The organism is Paraburkholderia sp. MM5496-R1 (assembly GCF_050436205.1).
In the GTDB taxonomy this organism is placed as follows: Bacteria; Pseudomonadota; Gammaproteobacteria; order Burkholderiales; family Burkholderiaceae; genus Paraburkholderia; species Paraburkholderia tuberum.
In genome coordinates, this window is the sequence record NZ_JBNDLT010000002.1 from 2720687 (window position 1) to 2743830 (window position 23144).

The 23144-nt window shown below is 65.6% G+C and carries 20 protein-coding genes and 1 riboswitch; of the genes, 17 read left to right on the forward strand and 3 right to left on the reverse strand.

Annotated elements, in window-relative coordinates:
* Positions 1-144 precede the first annotated feature (144 nt).
* From fliS to OKW38_RS19500, 4 genes are all read left to right on the forward strand, one after another.
* Entirely contained in the window at positions 145-579 is a 435-nt protein-coding gene (fliS, locus tag OKW38_RS19485; protein WP_090802543.1) for a flagellar export chaperone FliS, read from the forward strand.
* Positions 576-902: a flagellar protein FliT gene (locus OKW38_RS19490; protein WP_090802544.1), complete on the forward strand. Its 327-nt coding sequence runs from the start codon at positions 576-578 to the stop codon at positions 900-902. The genes fliS and OKW38_RS19490 overlap by 4 nt, the downstream gene beginning before the upstream one ends.
* 106 nt (positions 903-1008) lie before the next feature.
* Positions 1009-2424 (forward strand): flagellar hook-length control protein FliK, encoded by a 1416-nt coding sequence (locus OKW38_RS19495; protein ID WP_429362743.1) that lies wholly within the window; start codon positions 1009-1011, stop codon positions 2422-2424.
* Positions 2424-2783: an EscU/YscU/HrcU family type III secretion system export apparatus switch protein gene (locus OKW38_RS19500; protein WP_429362745.1), complete on the forward strand. Its 360-nt coding sequence runs from the start codon at positions 2424-2426 to the stop codon at positions 2781-2783. Before OKW38_RS19495 ends, OKW38_RS19500 begins: the two co-directional genes overlap by 1 nt.
* 672 nt (positions 2784-3455) lie before the next feature.
* Here OKW38_RS19500 and OKW38_RS19505 read toward each other — a convergent pair.
* Entirely contained in the window at positions 3456-4874 is a 1419-nt protein-coding gene (locus OKW38_RS19505) for a coniferyl aldehyde dehydrogenase (protein ID WP_429362747.1), read from the reverse strand.
* Between the two features lie 109 nt (positions 4875-4983).
* On the reverse strand, positions 4984-6672 hold the full coding sequence (locus tag OKW38_RS19510) for an isovaleryl-CoA dehydrogenase (protein ID WP_429362749.1): 1689 nt from the start codon (positions 6670-6672) through the stop codon (positions 4984-4986).
* Positions 6673-6985: 313 nt separating this feature from the next.
* Here OKW38_RS19510 and OKW38_RS19515 point away from each other — a divergent pair, with 313 nt between their 5' ends.
* Positions 6986-8647 carry a GMC family oxidoreductase gene (locus OKW38_RS19515; protein ID WP_429362751.1) on the forward strand — a complete coding sequence of 554 codons (1662 nt, stop codon included), beginning with the start codon at positions 6986-6988 and terminating at the stop codon, positions 8645-8647.
* 66 nt (positions 8648-8713) lie between these two features.
* Here the strand turns inward: OKW38_RS19515 and OKW38_RS19520 are convergent, their stop codons facing one another.
* Positions 8714-9682 (reverse strand): LysR substrate-binding domain-containing protein, encoded by a 969-nt coding sequence (locus OKW38_RS19520; RefSeq protein WP_429362753.1) that lies wholly within the window; start codon positions 9680-9682, stop codon positions 8714-8716.
* Positions 9683-9794: 112 nt separating this feature from the next.
* Between OKW38_RS19520 and OKW38_RS19525 the strand changes: the two genes are divergently transcribed.
* From OKW38_RS19525 to OKW38_RS19580, 12 genes are all read left to right on the forward strand, one after another.
* Positions 9795-10286 carry a CidA/LrgA family protein gene (locus OKW38_RS19525; protein WP_429362755.1) on the forward strand — a complete coding sequence of 164 codons (492 nt, stop codon included), beginning with the start codon at positions 9795-9797 and terminating at the stop codon, positions 10284-10286.
* Positions 10283-11008 (forward strand): LrgB family protein, encoded by a 726-nt coding sequence (locus OKW38_RS19530; RefSeq protein ID WP_429362757.1) that lies wholly within the window; start codon positions 10283-10285, stop codon positions 11006-11008. Before OKW38_RS19525 ends, OKW38_RS19530 begins: the two co-directional genes overlap by 4 nt.
* 65 nt (positions 11009-11073) lie before the next feature.
* A riboswitch (S-adenosyl-L-homocysteine riboswitch) is annotated at positions 11074-11207 on the forward strand.
* 33 nt (positions 11208-11240) lie between these two features.
* A complete protein-coding gene (gene ahcY / locus OKW38_RS19535) occupies positions 11241-12659 on the forward strand; it encodes an adenosylhomocysteinase (protein ID WP_090802559.1) in 1419 nt (472 codons plus the stop codon).
* A gap of 173 nt (positions 12660-12832) precedes the next feature.
* On the forward strand, positions 12833-13186 hold the full coding sequence (locus OKW38_RS19540) for a phage holin family protein (protein WP_090805530.1): 354 nt from the start codon (positions 12833-12835) through the stop codon (positions 13184-13186).
* 11 nt (positions 13187-13197) lie between these two features.
* Positions 13198-14028, forward strand: a complete 831-nt coding sequence (gene metF / locus OKW38_RS19545) for a methylenetetrahydrofolate reductase [NAD(P)H] (RefSeq protein ID WP_176078847.1) — start codon at positions 13198-13200, stop codon at positions 14026-14028.
* A gap of 158 nt (positions 14029-14186) precedes the next feature.
* Entirely contained in the window at positions 14187-15845 is a 1659-nt protein-coding gene (locus OKW38_RS19550) for an ABC transporter substrate-binding protein (RefSeq protein WP_429362759.1), read from the forward strand.
* Between the two features lie 205 nt (positions 15846-16050).
* Positions 16051-17682, forward strand: coding sequence for an ABC transporter substrate-binding protein (locus tag OKW38_RS19555; protein WP_429335444.1), 1632 nt, complete (start codon positions 16051-16053; stop codon positions 17680-17682).
* A 155-nt stretch (positions 17683-17837) separates the two neighbouring features.
* Positions 17838-18848: an ABC transporter permease subunit gene (locus OKW38_RS19560; RefSeq protein ID WP_090802564.1), complete on the forward strand. Its 1011-nt coding sequence runs from the start codon at positions 17838-17840 to the stop codon at positions 18846-18848.
* 6 nt (positions 18849-18854) lie between these two features.
* Positions 18855-19772, forward strand: coding sequence for an ABC transporter permease subunit (locus OKW38_RS19565; RefSeq protein ID WP_429362761.1), 918 nt, complete (start codon positions 18855-18857; stop codon positions 19770-19772).
* Positions 19773-19774: 2 nt separating this feature from the next.
* Complete coding sequence (locus OKW38_RS19570) at positions 19775-20779, forward strand: ABC transporter ATP-binding protein (protein ID WP_090802567.1); 1005 nt, start codon at positions 19775-19777, stop codon at positions 20777-20779.
* The gene (locus tag OKW38_RS19575) at positions 20776-21795 is read left to right on the forward strand and encodes a peptide ABC transporter ATP-binding protein (protein ID WP_429362763.1); all 1020 of its coding nucleotides are present in this window, start codon (positions 20776-20778) and stop codon (positions 21793-21795) included. Before OKW38_RS19570 ends, OKW38_RS19575 begins: the two co-directional genes overlap by 4 nt.
* Complete coding sequence (locus OKW38_RS19580) at positions 21788-23038, forward strand: TraB/GumN family protein (protein WP_090802570.1); 1251 nt, start codon at positions 21788-21790, stop codon at positions 23036-23038. The genes OKW38_RS19575 and OKW38_RS19580 overlap by 8 nt, the downstream gene beginning before the upstream one ends.
* Positions 23039-23144: the final 106 nt, after the last annotated feature.

Genomic DNA, 23144 nt, shown 5'->3' on the forward strand with positions numbered 1-23144 from the left:
GGCGCTTTCGATCCTCCTTACACCGGACTAAAGCTTTGTCGTCGCGCATCCGATAACCCAATTACAGGTCAGCGAGCGGCGCGTCGACGCGCCGCGCGGCCACGCCACGACTTAACCGCAGCCAGTATAAGAGGAGGAGCGCCGATGTTTTCCCAAGGGCACGCTGGAGCCAACGCGTATGCGCGTGTCGGTATCGAGACATCCGTGATGGGCGCAAGTCCGCATCGTCTGATCGTGTTGCTGTACCAGGGCGCACGCCAGGCGATCGCGCAAAGCCGCATGCATTTGCAGCAGGGCAACGTGGCCGAGCGTGGCATGGCGATCAGCAAGGCGATCCGGATCATCGAAAGCGGGCTGCAGCAGTCGCTCAACCTCGAGGTGGGCGGCGAAATCGCCGAACGGCTCAATGCTTTGTACGACTATATGGCGCGTCGACTGTTGCAAGCCAATATCAATCAGAGCGAGGCGATGCTCGTGGAAGTGGACCGTCTGCTCGCGACGCTCGAAGAGGCATGGATCGGGATAGCCCCGGAGATCGCGCGGATGGCAGCACAGCCAGCCGCGGAAAGCCTGAGATGACATCGAACGCAGAATATTTTGCCCGCTACGAGGCGATCGCGGCGCTGTCCTGCCGCATGCTGATGGCGGCCCGTCGTGCACTGTGGAACGACCTGGTGCACTTGCAGGAAGAGTATCGGCAGCTGGTCGAAGCGCTGCGCGAAGCCGACGTGGGCGTCAAGCTCGACGAGGCCGAACGCCTGCGCAAGTACGCGCTGATCCGCCAGATCCTCGCCGACGACGCCGCGATCCGCGACCTCGCGAATCCGCGCATGGCGCATCTGTCGGCGCTGTTCGCCGGCCGGTCGACGCGCGTGCTGAAGGAGTTGTACGGGGCGCGCTGAGCGCGAGCGGGCGCGCGCGTGAGCTGGCGCTACGCCGCACGCGTCTGAAGGATCGGAGCAATCAGAGCATCGCGCGCATTGCCGCCGATGCGACCAAGGAACCGGCATGAACGGAATCGATTCGGCCCTCGCTTCGGTGCTGTCGAGCCGGATCGACAGCCTGCTCAGCATCGCGCCGGGAACCGCGACCACCTCGCAGACCGGCGCGGCCGGCGTCGATACCGCGGTTCCCGCGGCGCCTGCGAACGTGACGCCCGCGCCCCAGCCGTCCGCGCAAACCGCGCTGTCGGCCGTCGCGCTGACGCTGAATGCGATTGCGCACTCAGGCGGCGAGGCCACACCGGCGGTGCTCGGCCGCGCGCCGATCTGGGCGGCCGCGCCGGCGCTCGACGTCGCCATCGAAAGCTTGCCGCTGACCGATGCGGCGGGCGCCGCGACAGTCAATTTCGCTGCCGGCGATTCCGCCGCTGCGGCCAACACCAATACCAATCCCAACGCTGCCGCCAGCGCAACCGCGGCCGCCACCGCGAGCGTGGCGGCGACCGAAGTGCCGGTCGCGGCGCTCGCGGCCGCGCTGCAACAGACGGTCGCCGACAGCGGCCTGTTCTACGAGGCGCATCTCGCGGCGTGGCTGGTCGGCCAGCGTTCGCCGGCCCAACTGGCGAACGAGGCGCAGAACCAGCTCGTCGCAGATTCTCAATTGCCTCCCGACTGGAGCGCCGACGCTGGCGACGCGGGCGCGCGGTCCGCTGCGGCGAACGGAGCCCCCGAGGCAACGCCACGCGGCACGGCGAACGTTGCCGAGAACAACCCTGCCATGCACGCGATGCCGTCGATCCTGACCGCGCAGGCCGCGCGACTCGTCGCGGGCGAGCTGCTGGCCAGCTCGGTGTCCGACCTGAATGGCCAGTCCACACACGCGGGGCTGCACAGCGCGGTGTCCCAGGCGGCCGATGCCGGCTCGTCGCAGAGCGCGCAGGCGATGGCGGCGGCGGTGCATCCGGCGACGGTGCCGCTCGTGCGCCAGCAGCTCGATCTGCTTGCGACCGGGCAGTTCCGGTGGACCGGCGAGGCGTGGCCCGGCGCGCGTCTGGACTGGACGATCGAGCAGGATGGCGACGAATGGGACCGCAGCGGCGGCGGCCTCGCGAGCGAGGACGACCAGCCGTGGCGCACGCGCCTGACGCTGTCGCTGCCGACGCTCGGCACCGTCGATGCCGAACTGACGCTGACCGGCACGCGGCTGACCGCGCGCGTGCAGGCGAGCCCGCGGGGCGCCGCGCGGCTCGCGATGCAGGGGGACGGTTTCCGTCAGCGGCTCGCGGCGGCGGGGCTCGAGCTGCAGGGATTGACGATTCGCGAGATCGGCGGCGGTGTGCCTGGTACTACCGCGGCGGGCACTTCGGCGGCGGGAGCGCAGGCCGCGGGCGCGTATGCACGGTCGGCGTCGGCGGCTGTGGCCACGTCGACGGCGTCGGCGTCGGGCGCCGCATCGCGCGACGACCTCGATTGGGATATCTGATGAGCCGCACCCAACGTCGCAGCGCGGCTGCGCTTGTTTATGACGCTCATGGCGGCGAGCCCGCCCCGCGTCTGGTCGCCAAGGGGTATGGGCTGCTCGCTGAGATGATCGTGCAGCGCGCGAAGGAGGCAGGGCTGTATGTGCATGAGGCGCCCGAGATGGTGTCGCTGCTGATGCAAGTCGATCTGGATGCGCGGATTCCACCGCAGCTTTATCAGGCTGTCGCCGAGTTGCTGGCCTGGTTGCATCGGCTCGAGAGTGGGGCTGATGCTGAGACGGGCAATGGCGCTGGCGCGCCGGATGTGGTTGATGTTGTTGCTACTGATGTGCCTGGCGGCGCTAGTGCTGCGGATCACTGAAGGTGTGTGTTTGCCCTTTGGCAGGGCGGGCGCTTTTTTGGCGTTGTTCTGGCTTTGTTGGCCTTTCCTTGCTTTGTTATCGGTCTATTAGCGTTGCCCCTGTGCGGGGCGGCACCTACTTTCTTTGCTGCTGCAAAGAAAGTAGGCAAAGAAGACAGCTAAAACCGCCAACTCTTAAGCGGGTCCCTCGGTCCGCATGAGGTAGTGGTGCATCTGGAATCCGTGCTCCCGCACATTCGGCGCCAGTGACAAGGCCGTCATTCTTCCGGCGGCGCTACGCGCGCCGAAAACCCGTTCAAAACCCACTGGTTGTTTCGGCGCATCGCCGAGGCGCAGCCGATGGCTCCGCTGCGCGGGCAAAACCATTGGTTTCCCAGGCAGACCCCTCCGCGACGCACGTAGTGCGGAGTGGGAGGGATGACGGCTTTGTCACGAACGGGGAATGTGCGGCGGCCCGGATTCCAGATGCACCACTACCCCTTCCAAGCCAGGGGACCCGCTTATGAGCTTGCGGTTTGAGCTGTCTTCTTTGCCTACTTTCTTTGCAGCAGCAAAGAAAGTAGGTGCCGCCCCGCACAGGGGCAACGCTAATAGACCGATAAGTCAGCAAGGAAAGGCCAACACCGCAAAGAACAAAGACAAAAAAAGGCCTCACCCCGCCCAGGGGCAAAATCAAAACCTCATCATCAACTTCAACACCGCGTTCACGCGTCTCCCGTACGGCGGCGAAATCAACCCGCGCGCATTCAAGCGCGCCTGCACGAGCACGGGCTTCATCTTGGAAAAAGTAACGAACCCCTCGTACCCATGGTACGCCCCCATCCCACTCGCCCCGACCCCGCCGAACGGCAAACTCTCACATGCCAGATGCATCAGCGTCTCGTTAACCGCCATGCCGCCGGCGATCGTTTCATGCGTGACACGCTCAATCGTCCGCGCATCGTCGGCATAGAGATAAAGCGCCAGCGGCCGCGGCCGCGCATTGATCCATGCGATCGCGTCGTCGAGCGTGTCGTACGGCACGAGCGGCAACAGCGGCCCGAAAATCTCCTCCTGCATCAGCGCGCATTCGTCCGGCGCGCCAGTCACGGCGATCAGCGGAAAGCGCCGGCTCCCGGCATCGGGCGTCGCGTTGGTCAGCGCATGCAATTGCGCGCCCGCAGCCCGCGCTTCGTCGGCGAGACGTTCGAGCCGCTCGAAGTGCCGCGAAGAAATGATCGACGTGTAATCCGGGTTCTGCGCGAAGTCCGGATACATCCTCGCCATCCGCACGCGCGCCCGTTCGATGAACGCCTGCTCCCTGCCGCGCGGCACCAGCACGTAATCGGGCGCCACACAGGTCTGCCCCGCGTTCAGCGTCTTGCCGGCGATCAGATTGTCGACCGCGTTGTCGAAACGCGCATGCGCGCCGATCAGCGCCGGCGACTTGCCGCCGAGTTCGAGTGTGACCGGCGTCAGATGCTCGGCCGCCGCGCGCATCACTTCGTGACCGACCTTCGTCGAGCCGGTGAACAGCAGATGATCGAACGGCAGCGCGCTGAACGCGGCCGCGAGCGCCGCATCGCCGTTGACGACCGCGACGTGAGTGCGCGCGAACGTCTGACCGATCAGCAGCTCGAATAGCGCCGAGGTGCGCGGCGTCAGTTCGGACATCTTGATGATCGCGCGATTGCCGGCCGTCAGCGCGCTGATCAACGGGCCAACCGCGAGCAGCACCGGATAATTCCACGGCACGATGATGCCGACCACGCCGAGCGGCTGCGGCACCACCTTCGCGCGCGCCGGCAGCAGCCACTTGTTGGTGCGGCGGCGCTGCGCTTTCATCCAGCGCTTGCCGTGACGCAGTGCGGCGTCGATCTCTTCCTTCACGAGCAGGAATTCGGCGAGCAGCACTTCTTCCTTCGCGCGATTGCCGAAGTCCGCGTGCATCGCGTCGGCGAGCGCGTCTCGATTGTCGAGCATCAGCTTGCGCAGCGCACGCAGATGCGTCGCGCGCGTGTCCCACGACGGATACGGCGCGCGCAGATACGCATGACGTTGATCGCGCAACAGTGCTTCGAGCGCGGCGACCTCCGGCACATCGTTCTTCATGTGAGTCCACTCCCAGATGGATGACCGTGCGCGTCGAGCGCACTTATATTGGTGTGAGGTTGAGTCGGAGTTGCGAGCGGTGCGCTCGGGGTTTGCGCGCCCGCCGCGGTTACGCGGGAAAGGCGCGCTTGACGATCGCCGCGTGATCGAACGTGGCCGGCAGCGTGCCGTACACGCGGCCGCTTTCGCCGCAGCCGTCGGCGAGACGCGTCGCGATGAACGCGTCGGCGACCTCGGCGGGCGCGTACTGCGCGAGCAGCGTCGCCTGCGCGATCAGCACGATCTGCTGCGCGATACGTCGCGCCGACGCCTCGCGCTGTTCGGCCGGTCCGTTCAGCGTCGCGGCGAGGCGCGCGAGTGCCGCGCCCAACGCCGGATGCGCGCGCGCGACGTCCTGCCAGGCGGCGAACAGCGCTTGCGCGGCCTGCGGCTCGCGCTCCATCGCGCGCAGCACGTCGAGGCACATCACGTTGCCCGAGCCTTCCCAGATCGAGTTGACCGGCGCCTCGCGATAGAAGCGCGCCATCGGCCCGGTTTCGACGTAGCCGTTGCCGCCCCAGACTTCCATCGCCTCGCCGGTGAATTCGAGCGCGCGCTTGCAGACCCAGTACTTCGCGGCAGGCGTAACGATGCGCCGCCAGGCGCGTTCGGCCAATGAAGCCGACGACGCGTCGGCGGATTCCTCGAACGCGCGCGCGAGACGCATGAACAGCACCGTAGCCGCTTCGGATTCGAGCGCGAGATCGGCGAGCACGTTGCGCATCAGCGGCTGCTCGGCAAGGTGCCGGCCGAACGCGCTGCGATGCCGCGCATGATGGACCGCCTGCACGAGCGCGGCACGCATCAGCGCGGCGCTGCCGATCACGCAGTCGAGCCGCGTGTAGCTCGCCATTTCGATGATGGTCGGCACGCCGCGTCCTTCGTCGCCGATCATCACACCGTACGCGTCGAGAAATTCGACTTCACTGCTTGCGTTGGAGCGATTGCCGAGCTTGTCCTTCAGACGCTGGATCTGCACCGCGTTCTTGCTGCCGTCCGGCGCGAAGCGCGGCACGAAAAAGCACGACAGTCCCTCGTGCGTGTCGGTGCGCGCGAGCACCAGATGGGCGTCGCACTGCGGCGCCGAGAAGAACCATTTATGACCGACGAGCCTGTAGGCGCCGCCGCGTCCGCCGGCACCGTCGAACGCATGGGCGCGCGTCCGGTTGCTGCGCACGTCGGAGCCGCCCTGTTTCTCGGTCATGCCCATGCCGATCATCGCCGAGCGCTTTTGCGTGAGCGGCACGTCGCGCGGATCGTGCTCGCGTGTGTACAACTGGTCGCGCAGCGTATCGAACAACGTGGATTCGCGCTGCAACACCGGAATGCTCGCGAATGTCATCGTCAGTGGGCATAGCGAGCCGGATTCGATCTGCGCATGCATGAAGTAGCCGGCGCAGCGCGCGGCCATCGCGCCGCTTCGCGGCTCGGCGAACGGCAGCGCGTGTAGCCCTTCGCGGCGCAGCAGCGCGAGCAGTTCATGCCACGCGGGATGGAACTCGAGCGCGTCGATGCGCTCGCCGCGCGGACTATGCGTGACCAGCTCCGGCGTATGGCGGTTGGCGAGCTCCGCGAGCGCGAGCGTGTCGGGCGTCGTCAGCGTCGCGCCGTGTCGCAGCAGCGCCTCGCGATGCCAGCTCGCGCCGTCGCGATCGACGGCCGCGCTCAAAGCGGCGTCGCTCGAGAACAGGTTGTAGTCCGCGAGCGGCGGTGCCTGATTCGTCACCTCGTGAGTCTGGCCGAAGCCGTGCCGTTCCATCTGCTGTCTCCTTTATCGCTATTGTGCGCCGCTTCGCCGACGGTATCCCCGATGCGCTTTGTCGCATCTGTTCGAGCGCCGCGCGTGATGCCGCATGCCGGAAGGAGGGCGCGCGTCGCGCCATGTCTGGAAGCCGCGCGCGGGCCGTACGCGCCTTTCATCATAGGGGCGCGTTGCCGCCGGCGTTTAGAGGAATCGTTCTGTCAGGGAGCCGCCGCAGCCCCAATACGCTCCCTACAATGCGCAGAAAACACACGTAGACAAGTGTGCACGAGACAGGGTCCGCGAGCAACGCGGCCCATCAGGAGGGCGCATGCAATACGACTACATCATCGTCGGTGCGGGCTCGGGCGGCTGCACGCTCGCGAGCCGTCTCGCGGATAGCTGTCCCGACGCGACCATCGCGCTGATCGAGGCCGGTCCGCATACCGGGCGCAATCTGTTGGTGAACATGCCGGTCGGCGTCGCGGCCGTGGTGCCGAATAGACTGAAGACCAACTACGGCTACCTGACCACGCCGCAGCCGGGGCTCGCCGGTCGCCAGGGCTATCAGCCGCGCGGACGCGGTTTCGGCGGATCGAGCGCGATCAACGCGATGATCTACACGCGCGGCCATCCGCTCGATTACGACGAGTGGGCGCGGCTCGGCTGCGACGGCTGGTCGTGGGCCGAGGTGTTGCCGTATTTTCGCCGCGCCGAAGACAACGAGCGCGGCGCCGATGCGTGGCATGGCGAGGCCGGTCCGCTGACCGTGTCCGATCTGCGCTTCAGGAATCCGTTTTCCAGGCGCTTCGTGCAGGCCGCGCTCGAAGCGGGCTACAAAGCGAACGACGACTTCAACGGCGCGGACCAGGAAGGCATCGGCTTCTATCAGGTCACGCAGCGTGACGGGCGCCGTTGCAGCGTCGCGCGCGCGTACATCTACGACCGGCCGCGCGCGAATCTGCACACGATGGCCGACGCGACCGTGCTGCGCGTCGTGTTCGACCGCAAGCGCGCGAGCGGCGTCGAAATCGTGCGCGGCGGCCGCACCGAAACGCTCGCGGCGCGCGCCGAGGTCGTGCTCGCCGCTGGGGCGTTCAACTCGCCGCAACTGTTGATGTGCTCGGGCATCGGGCCGGCCGCGCATCTGCGCTCGCTCGGCATCGACGTGCTTCACGATGCGCCCGAGGTCGGCCAGAACCTGATCGATCACATCGATTTCACGATCAACAAGCGCGTGAGGTCGATCGAGCCCACCGGTTTCTCGGTGCGCGGCATCGCGCGGATGCTGCCGCAATTCGTGACCTTCATGCGACACGGGCGCGGCATGCTGTCGAGCAACGTCGCCGAGGCGGGCGGTTTTCTGAAGAGCCGGCCGACGCTCGCGCGGCCCGATCTGCAACTGCATTTCTGCGCGGCGATCGTCGACGATCACAACCGCCATATGCACTGGGGCCACGGCTATTCGCTGCATGTATGCGTGCTGCGTCCGCATAGCCGCGGCACCGTGACGCTCGCAAGCGCCGATGCGCGTGCCGCGCCGCTGATCGATCCGCGCTTTCTGAGCGATGCGCGCGATCTCGATCTGCTCGTCGAGGGCGCGAAGATGGCGCGGCGCATTCTCGGCGCGCCGTCGCTCGCGCTGCACGGCGGCGAGGAGTTGTACACGCGGCCAGGGCAATCGGATGCGGAGCTGCGCCAGACGATCGCCGAGCGCGCGGACACGATCTATCACCCGGTCGCGACCTGCCGGATGGGCGGCGACGCGCGCTCGGTCGTCGATCCGCAATTGCGCGTGCGCGGCGTGACGGGGTTGAGGATCGTCGATGCGTCGGTCATGCCGACCTTGATCGGCGGCAACACCAATTCGCCGACGGTGATGATCGGCGAACGGGCGGCGGAGTTGATCGCGACGAGCCGGCGAGACGGAGCGGGGAGGTCGGCGACGGTGACGCCCCCGAACCCAGGTGACATGCCGGCGCAGGCGGTTTGATCGCCGTTTGCAAGGAGGTCGGCAAACGCGAGCGGCGTAACGCGGCCGGCGGCCGGCCGGCGCCCGTCACTCGCCTGAGGGTGGCAGAGCTCCTTGCGGCGCTGTGATTCCGTTAAAGCCGATCCCAGGTCCGAGTATGAAATCGTCGCTGGCGTGTGTCGGCAGCGTTTCGCGCGCGACGTCGAGCCACGCGCGCGCTGCGTGCGACAGATAGCCGTTGCGGCGCCAGCCGATCGCCATCTCCCACGGGATCTCCGGTTCGACGACCGGGCGGCAGGTGAACTGCGCGGGATCGAGCCGCCGGCAATAGGGCGCGGGCAGCAGCGCGATGCCGACGCCAGCCAGTACCAGCGCCGCCATGAAGTCCCAATGCGCGCTGCGTCCGACGATCGCGGGCGCAAATCCCGCCGCGCGACATGCGTTCAACACGACGTCGTTCAGCGCGAGGCTTTCGCCGTAAAACACGAACGGCTCATCGGCGAGTTGGGCGAGCGGCACCTCGCTCAACGCATCCCAGCGCGAGCCGGCGCGCGCGACGAGCCACAACAGCTCGTGTGACATCGGCAGCACGTCGATGTTGTCGGGGTCGACCGGCTGCAGCACACCGCCCAGTTCCAGTTCACCGTTGATCAGCGCGGCTTCGATCGCGCGCGAGCCCTGCTCGAACAGCTTCAGCTCGATCTTCGGATAGCGCTGGCGGAACGCGGCGATTGCGGGGGTGAAGAGCGCACCGCCCATCGGCGGAATGCCGATTGCCAGTTCACCGCGCCCGAGCGTGTCGAGATCGTTCAGCTCGGCCTGCAGTTGTGCGTGCGCGGCGAGCACGTCCTGGCCGCGCTGATAGACGATCCGGCCCACGTCGGTGAGAACCATCTGGCGGCCGTCGCGCAGCAGCAGCGGCGAGCCGATTTCGTCTTCCAGCGACTTGACCATCTTGCTGATGGTCGGCTGCGTGACGAACATCTGCTCAGCGGCGACGGTGAAGCTTTGCTGACGGACCACTTCGACGAAATAGCGCAGCGCGCGGAGTTCCATGAGCGTGGTCTCCAGAATTCCAGTTTGGAATGATTTCGATGATTGTAAGTCATTTTGTTTATGGCGCGGCGGGCCCCATACTAAGTGCCTTCCACGCCAGCCAGGGGATGTCATGTCCGCGCCAGTTTTCGCCCGTTCCGTGCGTCCCGCCGGTGGCGGCTCAAGTGGGGACGCGCGTGGCTTCGGTCGTGTCGCACGCATCGCCGTGCAAAGCGCCGCGATCGCGGCGCTGTGGATTGGCGCCGATTTCATCGTGCGGCGGCTGCATCTGCCGGTGCCGGGCGGCGTGGTCGGCCTCGTCGTGCTGCTCGCGCTGCTGTTCTGTGGCGGTATCGCGCCGCGCTGGGTCAAGGCCGGCGCGGACTGGCTGCTGTCCGACATGCTGCTGTTCTTCATTCCGGCGGCAGTCGCCGCCGTGCAATACGGCGGCCTGTTCCGCGCGGACGGCTGGCGCCTCGCGCTGGTGGTGATCGCCGGCACGCTGATGGTGATGGTCGCGGTGGCGTTCGCTGTCGATCAGGCCGCGCGCGTCGAACGGCGTTTCGCGCTGCGCCGCGTGCGGGTTGCGCGTAAGGCAGGCAGTCTGTCGCGCGAGCGCCGATGAACCCGCTCCCGTTTGCTTCGCTGTTGGCCGACGACGCCTCGCGCCTGATCGCGGCCGGCTGCCTCGTGCTGACGATCGCGCTGTACTTCGCGTCGAAGGCGCTGTATGCGCGCGTGCGCTCGCAGTGGCTCACGCCGATGCTGACGGTGCCGGCCGCGCTCGTCGCGATCGTCGTACTCGCGCACATTCCGTATTCGCTTTACTTCGAGGACACGCGCTGGCTGATGTGGCTGCTCGGCCCCGCGACGGTCGCGTTCGCCGTGCCGATCTACGAGTACCGCGCACTGTTGAAGCGCCACTGGATCTCGCTGTCCGTCGGCGTGACGGTGGGCATTCTGGTCGGCGTCGGCGGCTCGCTGATGCTCGCGAAGCTGCTGCACCTGTCGCCGGACTTGCAGCGCAGCCTGATGACGCGTTCGGTGTCGACGCCATTCGCGCTCGCGGTGTCCGACAGGATTCACGCGCCGAAGGACCTGACCGCGCTGTTCGTGATCGCGACCGGCGTCTGCGGCATGCTGTTCGGCGAAATCGTGCTCGCGTTCGTGCCGCTGCGTACGCGGCTCGCGCGCGGCGCGCTGTTCGGCGCGGCCGCGCACGGCGTCGGCACCGCGAAGGCACGCGAGCTCGGCAGCGAGGAGGGCGTAGTGTCCAGCCTGACGATGATGATCGCCGGTCTCGCCATGGTGCTGCTCGCGCCGATGCTGGGGCTGCTGCCGATCTGAACCAGCGCGCTGCCGCACCATCCGGCGCGCGCCGAAGTCATCTCGATTTGCTACAATCGCCGTTCGTCTTCGAGGAGCGTTGCGACGGGTACCGCGAATCCGCATTCGCCGGCCGCCCGCCAGGCTCGAAGGCTTCAATTGGCAGCATGGAACGCGCTTGCGCGATTCCGAACGCTGCCTCAAACCGCGCTCACGTCACATTTCTAGTCAATTTCTTAGAAAGGAGGGCGTGATGAACGCCGCAGTCATCGATTCCCAGAAGCAGGATTACGTTGTCGCCGACATGTCGCTCGCCGCTTGGGGCCGCAAGGAACTCACGATCGCCGAGACCGAAATGCCCGGCCTCATGCAGACCCGTGATGAGTACAAGGCGCAGCAGCCGCTGAAGGGCGCGCGCGTCGCCGGCTCGCTGCACATGACGATCCAGACCGGCGTGCTGATCGAGACGCTGACCGCGCTCGGCGCGGACGTACGCTGGGCCTCGTGCAACATCTTCTCGACTCAGGACCATGCCGCCGCCGCGATCGCGCAGGCCGGCACGCCGGTGTTCGCGTTCAAGGGCGAATCGCTCGATGAATACTGGGAGTTCTCGCACCGCATTTTCGAATGGCCGAACGGCGAGTTCGCCAACATGATCCTCGACGACGGCGGCGACGCGACGCTGCTGCTGATCCTTGGTTCGAAGGCCGAGAAAGACCGCTCGGTGATCGCCAGGCCGACCAACGAAGAAGAAGTCGCGCTGTACAAGTCGATCGCCGCGCACCTCGAGATCGACCCGACGTGGTACTCGAAGCGCCTCGCGGCAATCAAGGGCGTCACCGAAGAAACCACCACCGGCGTGCACCGTCTGTACCAGATGGAGAAGGAAGGCCGCCTGCCGTTCCCGGCCATCAATGTCAACGACTCGGTCACGAAGTCGAAGTTCGACAACCTGTATGGCTGCCGCGAGTCGCTCGTCGACGGCATCAAGCGCGCGACCGACGTGATGATCGCGGGCAAGATCGCGGTCGTGGCCGGTTACGGCGACGTGGGCAAGGGCTGCGCGCAATCGCTGCGCGGTCTGGGCGCGACCGTGTGGGTCACCGAAATCGATCCGATCTGCGCGCTGCAAGCGGCGATGGAAGGCTACCGCGTCGTGACGATGGAATACGCGGCCGACAAGGCCGACATCTTCGTGACCGCGACCGGCAACTACCACGTGATCAACCACGATCACATGAAGGCGATGCGTCATAACGCGATCGTCTGCAACATCGGCCACTTCGACTCGGAAATCGACGTCGCGTCGACCCGTCAGTACCAGTGGGAAAACATCAAGCCGCAAGTCGACCACATCATTTTCCCGGACGGCAAGCGCGTGATCCTGCTGGCCGAAGGCCGCCTCGTGAACCTCGGCTGCGCGACGGGTCACCCGTCGTTCGTGATGTCGAACTCGTTCACGAACCAGACGCTCGCGCAGATCGAACTGTTCACGCAGGGCGCGAAGTACGAAAACAAGGTGTACGTGCTGCCGAAGCATCTCGACGAGAAGGTCGCGCGTCTGCATCTGGCGCGCATCGGCGCGAACCTGACCGTGCTGTCCGACGCGCAGGCCGGCTACATCGGCGTCGACAGGAACGGTCCGTTCAAGCCGAACCACTACCGCTATTAAGCACGCGGCCGTCCGCGGCGCGATGCGCGCGTTCGCGCGCCCGGCCACGCGGGCGGCGGTAAAAGCTTGACGGTCCGATCCCGGGGCGGCGCGCAATGCGCCGCTTTGTTCGCCAGCGCGGCTTTTCGTTTGCTGGACATCTTCTCCGCACAGGTGCTTACAAGGAGTTCTACATGACCGTGCTGCTGACCTGGCTCATCAACGCGCTCGCGCTGCTGATCATCACCTACATCGTTCCGTCGATCCATATCCGTAGTTTTGGTACCGCGCTGATCGTCGCGATCGTGCTCGGCCTCATCAATACGCTGCTGCGGCCGCTGCTGATCCTGCTGACGCTGCCCGTCACGATCCTCACGCTCGGACTCTTCATTCTGGTCGTCAATGCGCTGTGCTTCTGGCTGTGCGCGTCGCTGCTGAAGGGCTTCGAGGTGTCGGGCTTCTGGTCGGCGTTCTTCGGCTCGATCCTGTACAGCATCGTGTCGTGGCTACTGTCCGCGCTCATTTTCGGCAACCGCAGTCTCGGTTGACCTTTTTGACTATGAATCCGATCGAACTCTCATTCGAATTCTTCCCGCCGAAAACGCAGGAAGGCATCGACAAACTGCGCGCGACGCGCGCGGAACTCGTGTCGCTCAAACCGAAGTTCGTGTCCGTCACGTTCGGCGCCGGCGGCTCGACCCAGCAAGGCACGCTCGATACCGTCGTCGACATGGCGAAGGAAGGGCTCGAGGCGGCGCCGCATCTGTCGTGCATCGGCTCGTCGAAGGACAGCCTGCGTGCGATCCTCAACGAGTACCGCGCGTACGGCATCCGCCATATCGTCGCGCTGCGCGGCGATCTGCCCTCGGGCATGGGCGCGGTCGGCGAGCTGCGCTATGCATCGGAGCTCGTCAGCTTCATCCGTGCCGAGTTCGGCGACTGGTTCTGGATCGAGGTGGCGGGTTATCCGGAATACCATCCGCAGTCGCGCTCGCCGCGTCACGATCTCGAAAACTTCGCGCGCAAGGTGAAAGCCGGCGCGAACTCGGCGATCACGCAGTACTTCTTCAACGCGGACGCGTACTTCCGTTTCGTCGACGATGCGCGCCAGCTCGGCGTCGACGTGCCGATCGTGCCCGGCATCATGCCGATCACGAACTTCTCGCAGCTGATGCGCTTCTCCGAAATGTGCGGCGCCGAAGTGCCGCGCTGGATCGCGCGCCGGCTAGAGAGCTTCGGCGACGACCGCGAGTCGATCCGCGCGTTCGGGCTCGACGTGGTGACGGCTCTGTGTCAACGGCTCGTCGATGCGAAGGTGCCCGGTCTGCACTTCTATACGCTGAACGCGGCCGCGTCGACCAAGGCGATCTGCGAACGGCTCGCCGTGTAACTGCGATGCCCGCGCGGCCGCAACGGCCGCGCGGTCCCCGCCAGTCTGGCATGGGTCGCAAATTTGTCCCAAATAGCGTGGTAAGTCCCTGTTGAAGCTCATTTTTGGGCTGTCTATCATCGAAACGCAGCTAACCCGGCTGCTGTGCGGAGGACGATATGACAGTGACAAGAAAGACTGCGACACACCGGCTGTTCGCGTTTCACCAGTTCTGCCTGCCGGCGCTCGCCGCGCTCGCGGTCGCCACGAGCGGCCTCGCGCCCGCCGCGTCGCAGGCGGCCACGCTGCCCGACAAGACGCTGGTGTTCTGCTCCGAAGGCAGCCCGGCGGGTTTCGATACCGCGCAATACACGACCAGCGTCGAATTCAGCGCCGGCTCGTACACGGTCTATAACCGGCTCGTCGAATTTGCGCACGGCAGCACGGACATCGAGCCAGGACTCGCCGAAAAGTGGGACGTGTCGCCCGACGGCCTCACCTATACGTTCCATCTGCGCCACGGCGTCAAATTCCAGACCACGTCGTACTTCAAGCCGACCCGCGAATTCAACGCGGACGACGTCGTGTTCACCTATGAACGCATGCTCGATCCCGAGAACCCGTTCCGCAAGGCGTATCCGGTCAATTTCCCGTATTTCAACGACCTCGGTCTCGCGAAGAACATCGCCAAAATCGAGAAGGTCGATCCGTACACGGTGCGCTTCACGCTGAAGGAAGTCGACGCGCCGTTCCTGCAGCAGATCGCGATGCCGTTCGCGTCGATCCTGTCGGCTGAATACACGGATCAGCTGCTCAAGGCGGGCAAGGCGTCCGACATCAACCAGTACCCGGTCGGCACCGGTCCGTTCATCTTCCGCAGCTATACGAAGGACGACACGATCCGCTTCGACGGCAATCCCGACTACTGGAAGCCGGGCGTCGCGAAGCTCGGCAAGCTGATCTTCGCGATCACGGTCGATCCGGCCGTGCGCCTGCAAAAGTTGAAGCGCGGCGAATGCCAGGTGATGTCCTATCCGCGCCCGGCCGACATCCCCACCGTGAAGGCCGATGCGTCGCTCGCGATGCCAAGCGAAGTGGGCTTCAACCTCGGCTATATCGCGTACAACACGACCAAAAAGCCGCTCGACAACGTGCTCGTGCGCCGCGCGCTCGACATGTCGGTCAACAAGAAGGCGATCATCGAAGCGGTCTACCAGGGCGCGGGCCAGCTCGCGACGAACCCGATGCCGCCGACGCAATGGGGTTACGACAAGAACCTGAAGGACGCGCCCTACGACGTCGACAAAGCGAAAGCGCTGCTGAAGCAGGCGGGCTACCCCGACGGCTTCGAGCTGACGCTGTGGGCGATGCCGGTACAGCGCCCGTATAACCCGAATGCACGCCTGATGGCCGAAATGCTGCAGGCGGACTGGGCGAAGATCGGCGTCAAGGTGAATATCGTCACGTACGAATGGGGCGAGTACATTCGCCGCGCGCACGCCGGCGAGCATCAGGCGATGCTGATCGGCTGGACGGGTGACTACGGCGACCCTGACAACTGGCTCGGCGTGTTGCTCGGCTGCGACGCGGTCAACGGCAGCAACTTCTCGAAGTGGTGCTACAAGCCTTACGACGATCTGATCAAGCAGGGCCGCAGCACCACCAACATGGCCGATCGCACCAAGGCCTATACGCAGGCGCAGGAGATCTTCAAGGACCAGGTGCCGTTCACACCGATCGCGCATTCGACCGTCTATCAGCCGATCAGCAAGAACGTGACGGGCTTCAAGATCGATCCGTTCGGGCCGACGCAATTCCTGGGGGTTGGGGTGAAATAAGCGGGCGCGGCGCGCTTTTTTGCGCCGCATTCGTCGCCGGGCGGCTCGAATGAGCCCGCCCGGCCCGTGACAAAACCGTGGCAAAACGTTTGCACGAAGTGTTTCCTGTCGTCAACAGAGGGATTTTGCTCCGCTTGGTAGCCGGCCCAAGCTCAAGTAATATCCCGCTACGCCGGCGCAAGCCGGCCCTGAACCTGGAGGAAACATGAAGCAAAACAATCTGTTGCGCGTCGCGCGTAGGTCCACGCTCGTCGCTGCCGCAGCGGCATCCCTGCTTGGCGTCACGAGCGCGCAGGCCGCTGGGATCCCGAACAAAACCCTCGTTTACTGCTCGGAAGGCAGTCCCGCGGGTTTCGATCCGGCCCAATACACGACGGGCGTCGACTTCACGGCCAACACGTTCACCGTCTATAACCGCCTCGTCGAGTTCGAACGCGGCGGCACCAAGGTCGAGCCCGGCCTCGCGGAGAAGTGGGACGTGTCGCCCGATGGCAAGACCTACACGTTCCATCTGCGTCATGGCGTGAAGTTCCAGACCACCTCGTTCTTCAAGCCGACGCGCGAATTCAACGCGGACGACGTGGTCTTCTCGTTCCAGCGCATGCTCGACCCGAACCAGCCGTTCCGCAAGGCGTATCCGGTGCAGTTCCCGTACTTCACCGACATGGGCCTCGACAAGCTGATCACGAGCGTCGAGAAAGTCGACCCGTACACGGTCAAGTTCACGCTGAAGGAAGTCAACGCGCCGTTCATCCAGAATCTGGCGATGGAATACGCGTCGATCCTGTCGGCTGAATATGCGGATCAGCTGCTCAAGGCAGGCAAGGCCGCCGACATCAATCAGTACCCGGTCGGCACCGGTCCGTTCATCTTCCGCAGCTACACGAAGGACGCGACGATCCGCTTCGACGGCAATCCCGACTACTGGAAGCCGGGCGCGGTGAAGATCTCGAAGCTGATCTTTTCGATCACGCCGGACGCCGGCGTGCGCGTGCAGAAGATCAAGCGCGACGAATGCCAGGTGATGAGCTATCCGCGCCCGGCCGACATCGCGCCGCTGAAGGCCGAGCCGAACATCGACATGCCGTCGCAGCCGGGCTTCAACCTGGGCTACCTCGCGTACAACGTGACGCACAAGCCGGTCGACAAGCTCGAAGTGCGTCAGGCGCTCGACATGGCGATCAACAAGAAGGCGATCATCGAGTCGGTCTACCAGGGCGCGGGCCAGTTGGCCACGAACCCGATGCCGCCGACGCAATGGTCGTACGTCAAGAACCTGCCGGCCGCCTCGTACGATCCGGCCAAGGCGAAGGATCTGCTCGCGAAGGCCGGCTACCCGAACGGCTTCGAGATCACGCTGTGGGCGATGCCGGTGCAGCGCGCGTACAACCCGAACGCGCGTCTGATGGCGGAAATGATCCAGGCGGACTGGGCGAAGATCGGCGTCAAGGCGAAGATCGTCACGTACGAGTGGGGTGAGTACATCAAGCGCGCGCACGCGGGCGAAGACGACACGATGCTGATCGGCTGGACCGGCGACAACGGCGATCCGGACAACTGGCTCGGCACGCTGCTCGGCTGCGAGGCGATCAACGGCAACAACTTCTCGAAGTGGTGCTACAAGCCGTTCGACGATCTGATCCAGAAGGGCCGCACGACTTCGGACGTGGCGACGCGCACGAAGATCTACGGCGAAGCGCAATATATTTTCGCGCAGCAACTGCCGTTCTCGCCGATCGCGCACTCGACCGTCTATCAGCCGGTCAGCAAGAAGGTGGTCGACATGCGCATCGAACCGCTCGGCTACGCGCGCTTCGACGGCGTCAGCGTCAAGTAATCGTAAAGTTCGCGCAGTAGGCCGCAATACAGTACGCCGCAACACAGTACACTTTTCGCACGGTTAGAAAACTGGTCGAAATGGTCCGGCGACCGGGGTCACGAGCCCTCGTCGCCGGTTGCGTTTTTTCATCACCAGTACCATGGGAGCGAACCATGTTCCGCTTCGTTTTGCGCCGCATCGGCATGGTGATACCGACGTTTATCGGCATCACGATCCTCGCGTTCGCGCTGATTCACCTGATCCCGGGCGACCCCATCGAAGTGATGATGGGCGAGCGCGGCGTCGATCCGGCCATGCATGCGGCCGCGATGCACCGCCTCGGGCTCGACGAGCCCTTGCCAATGCAGTACTTCCACTACATCGTGCGCGCCGTGCACGGCGACCTCGGCACGTCGATCATCACCAACACGAGCGTGATGGGCGAATTCCTCGCGCGCTTTCCCGCCACCGTCGAACTGTCGTTCTGCGCGATGCTGTTCGCGCTGATCGTCGGCCTGCCGGCGGGCGTGTTCGCGGCGCTGAGGCGCGGCACGGTGGTCGATCACGGCGTGATGGGCACCGCCCTGACCGGCTACTCGATGCCGATCTTCTGGTGGGGCTTGATCCTCATCATGGTGTTCTCGGTCAAGCTCGGCTTGACGCCGGTGTCGGGCCGCATCGCGGTCGAATACGACATTCCGCACGTGACCGGCTTCATGCTGATCGACTCGCTGATGTCCACCGACGAAGGCGCGTTCAAATCCGCGCTCAGTCACCTGATCCTGCCCGCGATCGTGCTCGGCACGATTCCGCTCGCGGTCGTCGCGCGCATGACGCGCTCGTCGATGCTCGAAGTGCTGCGCGAGGACTACATCCGCACCGCGCGCGCGAAGGGGCTGTCGCCGGGACGCGTGATCGTCGTGCATGCGCTGCGCAATGCGCTGATTCCGGTCGTCACCGTGATCGGCCTGCAGGTCGGCACACTGCTTGCGGGCGCGGTGCTGACCGAAACGCTGTTTTCATGGCCGGGCATCGGCAAGTGGCTGATCGACGCGATCGGCCGGCGCGATTATCCGGTCGTGCAGGGCGGTATCCTGTTGATCGCCACGCTGGTGATCGTCGTGAACCTCGTCGTCGATCTGCTGTACGGCGTGCTCAACCCGCGCATTCGCCATACGAGGTAAATCACGATGGCTGACATTCAAAACACCGTCCCCCAAGCGGTTACCCCGCCGAGCGGCCGCGGCATCGCGGCACGCGAATTCTGGGCGAACTTCTCGCGCAACCGCGGTGCGGTCGGCGCGGGCATCATCGTGCTGGTGCTGGTCTTCATCGCGATCTTCGCGCCGCTGATCGCGCCACACAGCCCGATCGAGCAATACCGCGACACCGTGAAGATCCCGCCGGCGTGGCTCGACGGCGGCAACTGGAAGTTCATTCTCGGCACCGACGAAGCGGGCCGCGACATCCTTTCGCGTCTGATGTACGGCGCGCGGCTGTCGTTCTGGATCGGCTTCGTCTCGGTGGTCCTCGCGCTGATTCCGGGCGTCGTGCTCGGCCTCGTCGCCGCGTTCTTCGAGAAATGGGCCGACACGCCGATCATGCGCATCATGGACGTGCTGCTCGCGCTGCCGTCGCTGCTGCTCGCGGTCGCAGTGGTCGCGATCATCGGTCCGGGTCTCGTCAACACGATGCTCGCGATCGCGATCGTCGCGCTGCCGGGCTATGTGCGTCTGACGCGCGCGTCCGCCCAGGGCGAGTTGCAGAAGGAGTATGTGACCGCTTCACGCGTCGCGGGTGCGAGCACGTTGCGGCTGATGTTCTCGCAGGTGCTGCCGAACTGCACCGCGCCGCTGATCGTGCAGGCAACCCTTGGCTTTTCGTCGGCGATTCTCGATGCCGCCGCGCTCGGCTTCCTCGGCCTCGGCGTGCAGCCGCCGTCGGCGGAGTGGGGCGCGATGCTCGCGTCGGCGCGCGATTACATCGACAGCGCATGGTGGATCGTCACGATGCCCGGTCTGTCCATCCTGATCTCGGTGCTTGCGATCAACCTGCTCGGCGACGGGCTGCGTGACGCGCTCGACCCCAAACTGAAACGGATGGCCTGACCATGAGCAACTTACTGACCATCCGCAATCTCGCGGTCAACTTCGGTGGCCTGCCGGCGGTCGACCGCATCAATCTCGACGTTGCGGCCGGTGAAGTGGTCGGCGTGGTCGGCGAATCGGGCTCGGGCAAGAGCGTGACGATGATGGCGCTGATGGGCCTGATCGACGCGCCCGGCAAGGTCTCCGCCGACGAAATCACGTTCGACGGCAAGAACCTGCTGAAGGCTTCCGCGAGGGAACGCCGCAAGATCATCGGCAAGGACATCGCGATGGTGTTCCAGGACGCGCTGACGAGCCTGAACCCGAGCTACACGGTCGGCTATCAGATCAAGGAAGTGCTGAAGCTGCACGAGGGCCTGCGCGGCAGCGCGCTGGACAAACGCGCGCTCGAACTGCTCGATCAGGTCGGCATTCCGGACGCGAAGAACCGTATCGGCTCGTTTCCGCATCAGATGTCGGGCGGCATGAACCAGCGCGTGATGATCGCGATGGCGATCGCCTGCAACCCGAAGCTGCTGATCGCTGACGAGCCGACCACCGCGCTCGACGTGACGATCCAGGCGCAGATCATGGAATTGCTGATGCGCCTGCAGAAGGAACGCGGCATGGCGCTCGTGCTGATTTCGCACGATCTGGCCGTGGTGTCCGAGGTCGCGCAGCGCGTCGCCGTGATGTATGCGGGCGAGGTGATCGAGACGAACAAGGTGCCGGACATCTTCGCCGCGCCTCATCATCCGTACACGGAAGCGCTGTTGGCCGCGATTCCCGAGCACAACGTCGGCGCGGTGCGGCTCGCGGCGCTGCCGGGCATGGTGCCGGGCCGCGACGACCGGCCCAAGGGGTGCCTCTTCGCGCCGCGCTGCAAATACGTGGTCGACGACTGCATGAAGGCCCGCCCCGCGCTCGCGCCGCTGCCCGCGCACGCCGAGCTCACGCGCGTGCGCTGCATCAAGCCGCTGAACCTCGAGAAGGACGCCAACGTTCACACGCAAGGAGGCGCCCGATGAGCGCAGTACCCGAAACCCGTCGCCAGTCGGATCGTACTGGCGATCACGTGCTCGTCGCCGACCAGCTCGCGCGCTACTACACGGTCAAGCGCGGCATGTTCGCGCACGGCACGGTGAAGGCGCTGAACGGCGTGTCGTTCGCGCTCGAGCGCGGAAAGACGCTGGCGGTAGTCGGCGAGTCCGGCTGCGGCAAGTCGACGCTCGCGCGTCAGCTGACGATGATCGAAACGCCGAGCGCGGGCCGCCTGCTGATCGACGGCGAGGACGTGGCCGGCGCGAATCACGAGAAGATCGCGGCGCTCAGGCGCCGCGTGCAGATGGTGTTCCAGAATCCGTTTGCGTCGCTCAATCCGCGCAAGACTGTCGAGCAGACGCTCGGCGAACCGCTCGCGATCAACACGCAGATGAGCGCGACCGAGCGCGCCGAGCGCATCGCGCAGATGATGCGCACGGTCGGCCTGCGGCCCGAGCACGCGAAGCGCTATCCGCACATGTTCTCCGGCGGCCAGCGTCAGCGTGTCGCGATCGCGCGCGCGATGATCCTCGATCCGCAGATCGTGGTCGCCGACGAACCGGTCTCGGCGCTCGACGTCTCGATCCAGGCGCAGATCCTGAACCTGTTCATGGACCTGCAGGACGAGTTCAAGACGAGCTACGTGTTCATCTCGCACAACCTGTCGGTGGTCGCGCATATCGCCGACGACGTGATGGTCATGTACTTCGGCGGCGTCGCTGAACTCGGCGACAAGCAGCGCATCTTCTCGAAGCCGCGCCATCCGTACACGCGCGCGCTGATGTCGGCGACCCCGTCGATCTTCGAGGCCGACCGCACGATCAAGATCAAGCTGCAAGGCGAAATGCCGTCGCCGCTGAATCCGCCGTCGGGCTGTACCTTCCATCAGCGCTGCCCGTACGTGATCGACCGCTGCCGCAGCGAGGAGCCGAAGCTGCGAGAAGTGGATGGCCGCCTGGTCTCCTGTCACCGCGCTGAAGAGGTGGGGGACGTGGATGCCTGATGTGGTGGCGGCGCGTCGTCTTGCGCGCCGCTTGTGTGAGGGCGGCTGGATAGCCGCCTTCGCGCGGCGCCGCGGGGCGCGTGCGCTGGGAGGCGCCGCGCCCTGCGGCGCATTTGCTGGAAGGTTCGCCGGCAAGTTTTTTCGCACGTTTCTCTGCGCGTTTGTTCATGCGCTCGCGCGCGCCTTTTTCTCCGTATTTCTTCCCGCGTCGCTGTCCGCTTTATTTCGTGTAGGCTGCGCGCTGTCGGTCGGCGCGGCCGTACCCTGCATCGCTCACGCGGCCGGCGCGGCGGCCAAGGCGCCAGCCCAGGCGGCCCGTCCTGCCGTCACGGCGCCAAGGCCGCCACCGCCGTCAATTGCGCCGCCCCCGGTCCCCGGCACCACGGCGAGCGGCCCGGTGCGCCAGCAACCGGCGCGCATGCCGTTCTATGTCGCGACGCGCGGCAGTACGACGATCTACGTGCTCGGCACGCTGCACGTCGGCGATCCCGCCGACTATCCGGCGGGGCAGCCGTTCCGCGCGCCGATTCTCGCGGCGCTCGCCGCGTCGCCGACGCTCGCGCTCGAACTGTCGCCCGACGAGCTGCTGGTGTCGCAGGACGACGTGTCGAAGTACGGCGTATGCAAGCACGACTGCCTGCCGGGTCTGCTGCCCGAGCCGCTGTGGCACAAGCTCGCATTGCGGCTGCGCGGCAACCCGGCCGCGCTCGATGCGATCAAAAAGATGCGGCCGTGGCTCGCGTCGCTGGTGGTCGAGACCTACGACTCGCTGTCCGCGGGGCTGCAAACGGAATACGGGACCGAAGCGCAATTGCAGAACGTCTATCTGAAGACGCGCGGCAAGATCGTCGGACTCGAAACGCTCGCGCAACAGATGCGCGCGTTCACCGGACTGTCGGCCGCGCAGCAGCGGGAGATGCTCGCGCAGGATCTGGTGCAGACGCCCGCGCAGAACGTCGAGGACGTGCGCACGCTGCACCGGCTGTGGCGGGTCGGCGATGCCGATGCGATCGCCGCGTGGCAGGCTGCCAAATCGGAGAAGCTCGCGCGCGACCTGCGCGTCTCCAATTCGATCGACAACCGGATCGTCTACGAGCGCAATCGCCGCTTCGTCGCGAGAATGTTGCAGATCGCCGCGCCGAACAAGCCGCTGTTCGTCGCGATCGGCGCGCTGCATCTGGGTGGGCCGAAGGGCGTGCTGCAGTTGTTGCGGCAGCACGGCTTCGTGGTTGAGGCGGGTTGAGTCGGTTCGAGACTGCGGCCGTAGCGGCGGGATCGATCAGAAGGCAACTGCAGACCACCGTATAGCGCGATCGCCGTGCTGAGCCAGGCCATCGCGATCAGCGCCG

Bases quoted from the DNA above. Each gene is read 5' to 3' on its own strand.
- fliS (WP_090802543.1), top strand. From the start codon at position 145: ATGTTTTCCCAAGGGCACGCTGGAGCCAACGCGTATGCGCGTGTCGGT.
- OKW38_RS19490 (WP_090802544.1), top strand. From the start codon at position 576: ATGACATCGAACGCAGAATATTTTGCCCGCTACGAGGCGATCGCGGCG.
- OKW38_RS19495 (WP_429362743.1), top strand. From the start codon at position 1,009: ATGAACGGAATCGATTCGGCCCTCGCTTCGGTGCTGTCGAGCCGGATC.
- OKW38_RS19500 (WP_429362745.1), top strand. From the start codon at position 2,424: ATGAGCCGCACCCAACGTCGCAGCGCGGCTGCGCTTGTTTATGACGCT.
- OKW38_RS19505 (WP_429362747.1), bottom strand. From the start codon at position 4,874: ATGAAGAACGATGTGCCGGAGGTCGCCGCGCTCGAAGCACTGTTGCGC.
- OKW38_RS19510 (WP_429362749.1), bottom strand. From the start codon at position 6,672: ATGGAACGGCACGGCTTCGGCCAGACTCACGAGGTGACGAATCAGGCA.
- OKW38_RS19515 (WP_429362751.1), top strand. From the start codon at position 6,986: ATGCAATACGACTACATCATCGTCGGTGCGGGCTCGGGCGGCTGCACG.
- OKW38_RS19520 (WP_429362753.1), bottom strand. From the start codon at position 9,682: ATGGAACTCCGCGCGCTGCGCTATTTCGTCGAAGTGGTCCGTCAGCAA.
- OKW38_RS19525 (WP_429362755.1), top strand. From the start codon at position 9,795: ATGTCCGCGCCAGTTTTCGCCCGTTCCGTGCGTCCCGCCGGTGGCGGC.
- OKW38_RS19530 (WP_429362757.1), top strand. From the start codon at position 10,283: ATGAACCCGCTCCCGTTTGCTTCGCTGTTGGCCGACGACGCCTCGCGC.
- ahcY (WP_090802559.1), top strand. From the start codon at position 11,241: ATGAACGCCGCAGTCATCGATTCCCAGAAGCAGGATTACGTTGTCGCC.
- OKW38_RS19540 (WP_090805530.1), top strand. From the start codon at position 12,833: ATGACCGTGCTGCTGACCTGGCTCATCAACGCGCTCGCGCTGCTGATC.
- metF (WP_176078847.1), top strand. From the start codon at position 13,198: ATGAATCCGATCGAACTCTCATTCGAATTCTTCCCGCCGAAAACGCAG.
- OKW38_RS19550 (WP_429362759.1), top strand. From the start codon at position 14,187: ATGACAGTGACAAGAAAGACTGCGACACACCGGCTGTTCGCGTTTCAC.
- OKW38_RS19555 (WP_429335444.1), top strand. From the start codon at position 16,051: ATGAAGCAAAACAATCTGTTGCGCGTCGCGCGTAGGTCCACGCTCGTC.
- OKW38_RS19560 (WP_090802564.1), top strand. From the start codon at position 17,838: ATGTTCCGCTTCGTTTTGCGCCGCATCGGCATGGTGATACCGACGTTT.
- OKW38_RS19565 (WP_429362761.1), top strand. From the start codon at position 18,855: ATGGCTGACATTCAAAACACCGTCCCCCAAGCGGTTACCCCGCCGAGC.
- OKW38_RS19570 (WP_090802567.1), top strand. From the start codon at position 19,775: ATGAGCAACTTACTGACCATCCGCAATCTCGCGGTCAACTTCGGTGGC.
- OKW38_RS19575 (WP_429362763.1), top strand. From the start codon at position 20,776: ATGAGCGCAGTACCCGAAACCCGTCGCCAGTCGGATCGTACTGGCGAT.
- OKW38_RS19580 (WP_090802570.1), top strand. From the start codon at position 21,788: ATGCCTGATGTGGTGGCGGCGCGTCGTCTTGCGCGCCGCTTGTGTGAG.